This is a genomic window from Tardiphaga sp. (assembly GCF_044336785.1).
Classification (GTDB): Bacteria; Pseudomonadota; Alphaproteobacteria; order Rhizobiales; family Xanthobacteraceae; genus Tardiphaga.
Map to the genome: position 1 here is coordinate 1 of NZ_JBIIOT010000174.1, position 4,995 is coordinate 4,995.

Genomic DNA, 4,995 nt, shown 5'->3' on the forward strand with positions numbered 1-4,995 from the left:
CCATCCTGCGTTTCTCGCGGCTTTATCCGCTCTATTTCACCACGCTGGTTTTCGTCGCCGTCACGCAGGTTTTCACCCGTGGGCTCACGGGCAGCGACTTCGTCTTCCCCAGCGATTCCGCCACGCAATTCGTCCAGCAACTGCTGCTGACCACCGCATGGTCCGGTCATTCCTTCACCTTCAACGGGCCCTCATGGTCGGTGATCGTCGAGGTGATGCTGTATGGCATCTTCTTCGCGCTGGCGAAGCTGAAGCTCGCGCGGCTGCCGGTGGTGGCCGCGATTTGCGCGCTGGCGCCGTTCCTGCTGAATCCCGACGCACCATTGGTCCGGGGCGTGCTGAGCTTCTTCCTCGGCGGCCTCTGCGCGGAGCTTATCCGGCACTGGCAATCGCCCATCGGGCTGCCGCGCGCCGCGTGGTTCTATCTCCCCGCGACCGTGGCCTGCGTGATCGTCGCGCGCCTGATCGCACCGCACGGCACCCTGGCGGAGTTCATCGCATTCACCTTTGTGTTTCCCGGCCTGATCATCGCGCTGGTGATCTACGAGGATGTGTTGCTCCCCATCACCTCGCGACTGGAATGGCTTGGCAACATTTCGTATTCGTCCTACCTGCTGCACTTTCCACTGCAGCTCGCCATCGTCACCCTCGCCGCCTGGCAGGGATGGCAGATCGACTATCTGTCGCCGGTCACGCTGCTGGTGTTCATGATCGTCCTGATCATGCTCTCGCTGTGGTCGTTCATCCTGTTCGAACGCCCCGCCATGAATGCCCTGCGACGGCGCCTGCTGGCACGCGTGTCGGGCATGCGACAGCCTGATGCCTCCATGGCCGTGCAAACGCGCTCGGGATAGGCTGCGATGAACCGGACATGGGCGACGATCATTGCGGCCTTCGCCGTCGCAATGGCGTGCATTGCGTGGCCACAGCTTCCATCCACTGTGGTGGGGATGTTTGTTAAAGTGCAAGGACCTCAGGCCGACCCGCAGCGATACGCTATGATCCGCACCGAGATCGCGAAGGCCGGCGACCGTGCCATCGTCGTGTTTGGCGACAGCATCGTGCAGGACGCACCGCTGCCGCCCGACGTCTGCGGCCACAGGCTGATCAATGCCGGCGTCGGCGGCGCGACCATCGCTTATTTTGCGGAGCACGCCGGCGCGCTGCTGGGCACCACGCAGCCGAGGCTGATCGTGCTGGCCGTCGGCATCAACGATGCCTGGCGAACGACGCGCGCCGATGTCGGCGCGACATTCGACCAGAACTATCGGATGGTGGTGCAGCGCTTGTCCAAGCTGGCGCCCGTGGTGGTGGCGACGCTCACCGGCATCAAGGACGGCGCGTTTGCCACCAATTACGATCCCCAATATGTGGCCCCGATCAATCACACGATCCGGACCACTCCAGGCACGACGGCCCGGATCGATCTCGACGTGCTCTTCGCGCAAGACAACAATACATCTGACGGCATTCATCTCAGCGATCAGGGCTACGCGATCTGGTCCAAAGCAATCATCGGCAGCATCGAGCGCGCGTTGAACTGCCGCTGACGACAGCTCTGCCCCCTCATGGTGAGGAGCGCGCCCCTGCGCGCGTCTCGAACCATGAGTTGGCAAGCCCCCGACGTTGCGGCCATCCTTCGAGACGCCGCTGCGCGGCTCCTCAGGATGAGGGTGAGAGAGTGTGTGCAGCGCCCTACTACGTCGCCTCGCCGCCGCGCAGCGTCTGCCATAGAGCCGCGAGCAGGAAACAGCCGCAGGCAAAGGCCACGAACAGCGGCAGGCCGTGGCTGAGCCACTGCATCGCCGCGCCCGCACCCACCGGACCGATCAGCGCGCCGACGCCCCACATCAAGCCCATCGCCGCATAGATGCCGACCAGCCGGCTGCCCGCGAAACGGCTGCCGACAATGGTGAGCATGATCGTATAGATGCCAACGAACACGCCGCCCCACACGAACAACAGCGGGTAGGTCGTCCATGGCGACCGCAGCGCTTGCGGCCAGACCAGCGCGCCGACCACCGCGATCGCAGCGAGCGCGATGATCAGCTTGCGGCGATCCATCTTGTCGCCGAGCCAGCCGATCGGCAGTTGCAACAGGATGGCACCGACCATCATACAGGACATCAGCTGCGTCGCATCGCCTTCCTTCCAGCCGAGCGACTGCGCATAAAGCGCGAGGAAGGACAAGCCACTGCTCTCCACGGATGCGTGCAGCACCGTCGCAGCCATCGCGATCGGTGCGAGCGCGACGAAGCCGAGCGGATTGCTATGACCGCTTTTGTCGAAGCTGGGCTCGCTGATCCCCGGCATGGCGAGGCAAGCCGCCGCCGCAAGCGCAAACGCTGCGCCGACCCAATAGGCCGTCGCACCATCCGTGCCGATCAGCGACAACAGAAACGGCCCCAATGCGAAGCCGAGCGAGAGTGCCGCGGTATAGGCCGCCATCGCACGCGCGCGCGTCGCGTCGGTGCTGAGGCTGTTGAGCCAGGTCTCCGACATCACGAACAAGGTCTCGGAGGCCGCACCGAGCACGATACGCAACGGGAACCAGAGCCAGATCGACGGCATGGCGGGAAACAGTACGAGTACCACGGCCGCGATCACCAGCGCCACCAGCACCATCCGCCTCGCGCCGATGCCGCCGACCATGCGTGGCAGCGCAAAGGCCATGGCCAGAACACCGACGGCATGCATCGCCGCATTGGCACCGATGAAGCCGTCGGAATGCCCGCGTTCGGAGAGATCGAGTGCCAGCAACGCCGCGCTCAGGCTGTAGGTCAGGCCGAAGATCATGGCTGCGGTAATCACCGCCGCGCGCGACCATAAATTGGAACCGATGGACGCCATGAACCGCCTGTCCGCTCTGCAAAATCGCGGTATCACTGGCATGGAAAAGTTAAACATCCCTCGGCTAGGCTTGGCGATCGATGAGAGCCAGAATCCGTCATTGCGAGGAGCGTAGCGACGAAGCAATCCAGTTCTTTCTTCGTGTGGCTCTGGATTGCTTCGTCGCCAAGCGGCTCCTCGCAATGACGGCTTAGACCGAGACCGTTTATGATCCGACTCCTGCTCCTCCTGCTCGGCGCCGAAGTGGTGCAGCGGCGCTGGCGCGTCCTGATGGCGATCGGCGCTGTCTGGGCGTCGCTCGGCCTGTTCACAGTGCTGGACGCGCTCGATGGCGCGACGCTGATCCGGCCGCATTACTTTGGCTATCTGCTGCTGCTCGAAGGCGTCATCACTTTGCTCGCCGGCCTGCTCGCGACGCAACGCCGCGTCTCGCAGCTCGCCAAGGCGGTCATCCTTCTGCTTCCCGCCGTGATCATCATCGCGCAGCCGCGCCATTCCAACATGCTGATCGCCATGCTGCTTGGTGGCGTCATGCTGTGCGACGGCACGTTGCGCATCGCCAGCGCGTGGGTGGTCCGGTTCGACAACTGGCGGATGGCCCTGGTCGCCGGCGTGATCGAAATCATCCTTGCCATCATCACGCTGGAGCCGTGGCCCACCTGGTATGAAGGCACGATCGGCTTCAATGTCGGCGCGCTGCTGATCATCTCCGGCTGGGGCACCATCATGCTCGCCAATCGGCTACGCAAGCTGCCGCCGGATGCGCCGATCTCGATGTTGATCGGCGGCACATTCCCTGCCGCATTGTGGGTGCCCGCGACGCCCGACGATGCCGGGCATGACGATTTGGTCGTCCATGTCTGGACGCCAACCGGGCGCCGGCGCAACGCGCGCCAGCGTCCGCTGATTGATCGCTACATTGCTGCCGTCGATCACAAAGGCCGGATCTCCACCGGCCACGCTGCGCTCGAACTCGCGCCCAACGTTTATATCAGCCACTACCCCGCGGTCGAAATCGATCGCTCGCCGGAAGAATTTCGGCGCGTGCTGCGCGCCAGCGTGGACAACGACATTCCCGGCCGCTTCCTGCCGAGCTATGCCGAGGAAGCCGCAGGCTGGTGCGAGGCCACCGAGCACATCCGATTCACGCGTATCGATCGCCTGCGTGTGCGCCACTTCTGGCGGGCCTATCGCAGCGACACCGCGTATAATCTCACCAGCCGGAATTGTTCGAGCGCCGTCGTCAATGCGCTCGATGCCGCACTGGAGGGTGTGCTGGGCCAGACCGAGCGCCCCTGGCGCGCCTTCTTCCGCGCGATCACGACACCCGAGCTCTGGATCGCGGGCGTGCTGCGGCGGCGCGCGGAAGCCATGGCATGGACGCCGGGCCTCGTGCTCGATTATGCGCGCCTGTTGCATGTGGTGGTCGAGCCCTTGCCCGCAAGCAGCGAGACACGCCACAAGCGCCTGCGTCGCCTGGTGTTCCGCCGTGCGGCACTGGCGCATTCACGCCCGGCCTGGAAATGAAACGCATCCTGTCGCCCCGAGGCATGGCCTGGATCCTGGTCGCCATCGTGCTGTTCGCCTTGCTGCCGATCATTTCGGTCATGGCATCCAGCGGGATCGCCGCGCTGGGCGATTGTCAGCTCAACGAAGCGCGTGCGCATCCCTGCGAGATCATCGGCGTCGATGTGGGCGGTCTGCTTGCCTTCATGTTCGTGGCCGGCTGGCTCGCTTTGATGACCGTTCCGATCGGCGCTGTTGCGCTGCTGGTGTGGCTGGCTGTGGCGATTGTTCTGGCGCTCAGAGCCCGTAGGATGGGTTGAGCGCAGGCGCGACAACGCCGGAGCGATAACCTATCGGCAGAGCCTGCGGCATTCACGGGATGATGGGTTTTCGCTGCGCTCAACCCCATCCTACGGACGCCGCGCCAGCCCCACTTGCCCTCCCCGCCATCCTGTGTTTGCTAGACGGCAACGAAACTCAGGGAAGAAACAAAATGGCACAAATGATCCGTGTCTGAGCCACCCTTGATTTCACTGGCCTTAGTTCATCACGCAGCGATGAACGAGCTATACAGTGACGACAAATCACCGCGCGAATAGCAACTCGGTCGAACTACCAAAGCCGACCCCTTCAGACTTC

The 4,995-nt window shown here is 63.8% G+C and carries 5 protein-coding genes; 4 read left to right on the forward strand and 1 reads right to left on the reverse strand.

From position 1 onward, the window contains the following. Both ACIQ2A_RS25455 and ACIQ2A_RS25460 read left to right on the forward strand, forming a co-directional pair. On the forward strand, positions 1-854 hold an 854-nt coding region (locus ACIQ2A_RS25455), incomplete at its 5' end, for an acyltransferase family protein (protein ID WP_398484773.1). A gap of 144 nt (positions 855-998) precedes the next feature. Continuing rightward, complete coding sequence (locus ACIQ2A_RS25460; protein WP_398484775.1) at positions 999-1,550, forward strand: SGNH/GDSL hydrolase family protein; 552 nt, start codon at positions 999-1,001, stop codon at positions 1,548-1,550. A gap of 148 nt (positions 1,551-1,698) precedes the next feature. Here ACIQ2A_RS25460 and ACIQ2A_RS25465 read toward each other — a convergent pair whose 3' ends face one another. Next, entirely contained in the window at positions 1,699-2,850 is a 1,152-nt protein-coding gene (locus tag ACIQ2A_RS25465; RefSeq protein ID WP_398484778.1) for an MFS transporter, read from the reverse strand. Positions 2,851-3,057: 207 nt separating this feature from the next. Here ACIQ2A_RS25465 and ACIQ2A_RS25470 point away from each other — a divergent pair, with 207 nt between their 5' ends. Continuing rightward, positions 3,058-4,377 (forward strand): HdeD family acid-resistance protein, encoded by a 1,320-nt coding sequence (locus tag ACIQ2A_RS25470; protein WP_398484780.1) that lies wholly within the window; start codon positions 3,058-3,060, stop codon positions 4,375-4,377. After that, the gene (locus ACIQ2A_RS25475) at positions 4,374-4,676 is read left to right on the forward strand and encodes a hypothetical protein (RefSeq protein WP_398484782.1); all 303 of its coding nucleotides are present in this window, start codon (positions 4,374-4,376) and stop codon (positions 4,674-4,676) included. The genes ACIQ2A_RS25470 and ACIQ2A_RS25475 overlap by 4 nt, the downstream gene beginning before the upstream one ends. The last annotated feature ends 319 nt before the right edge of the window (positions 4,677-4,995 follow it).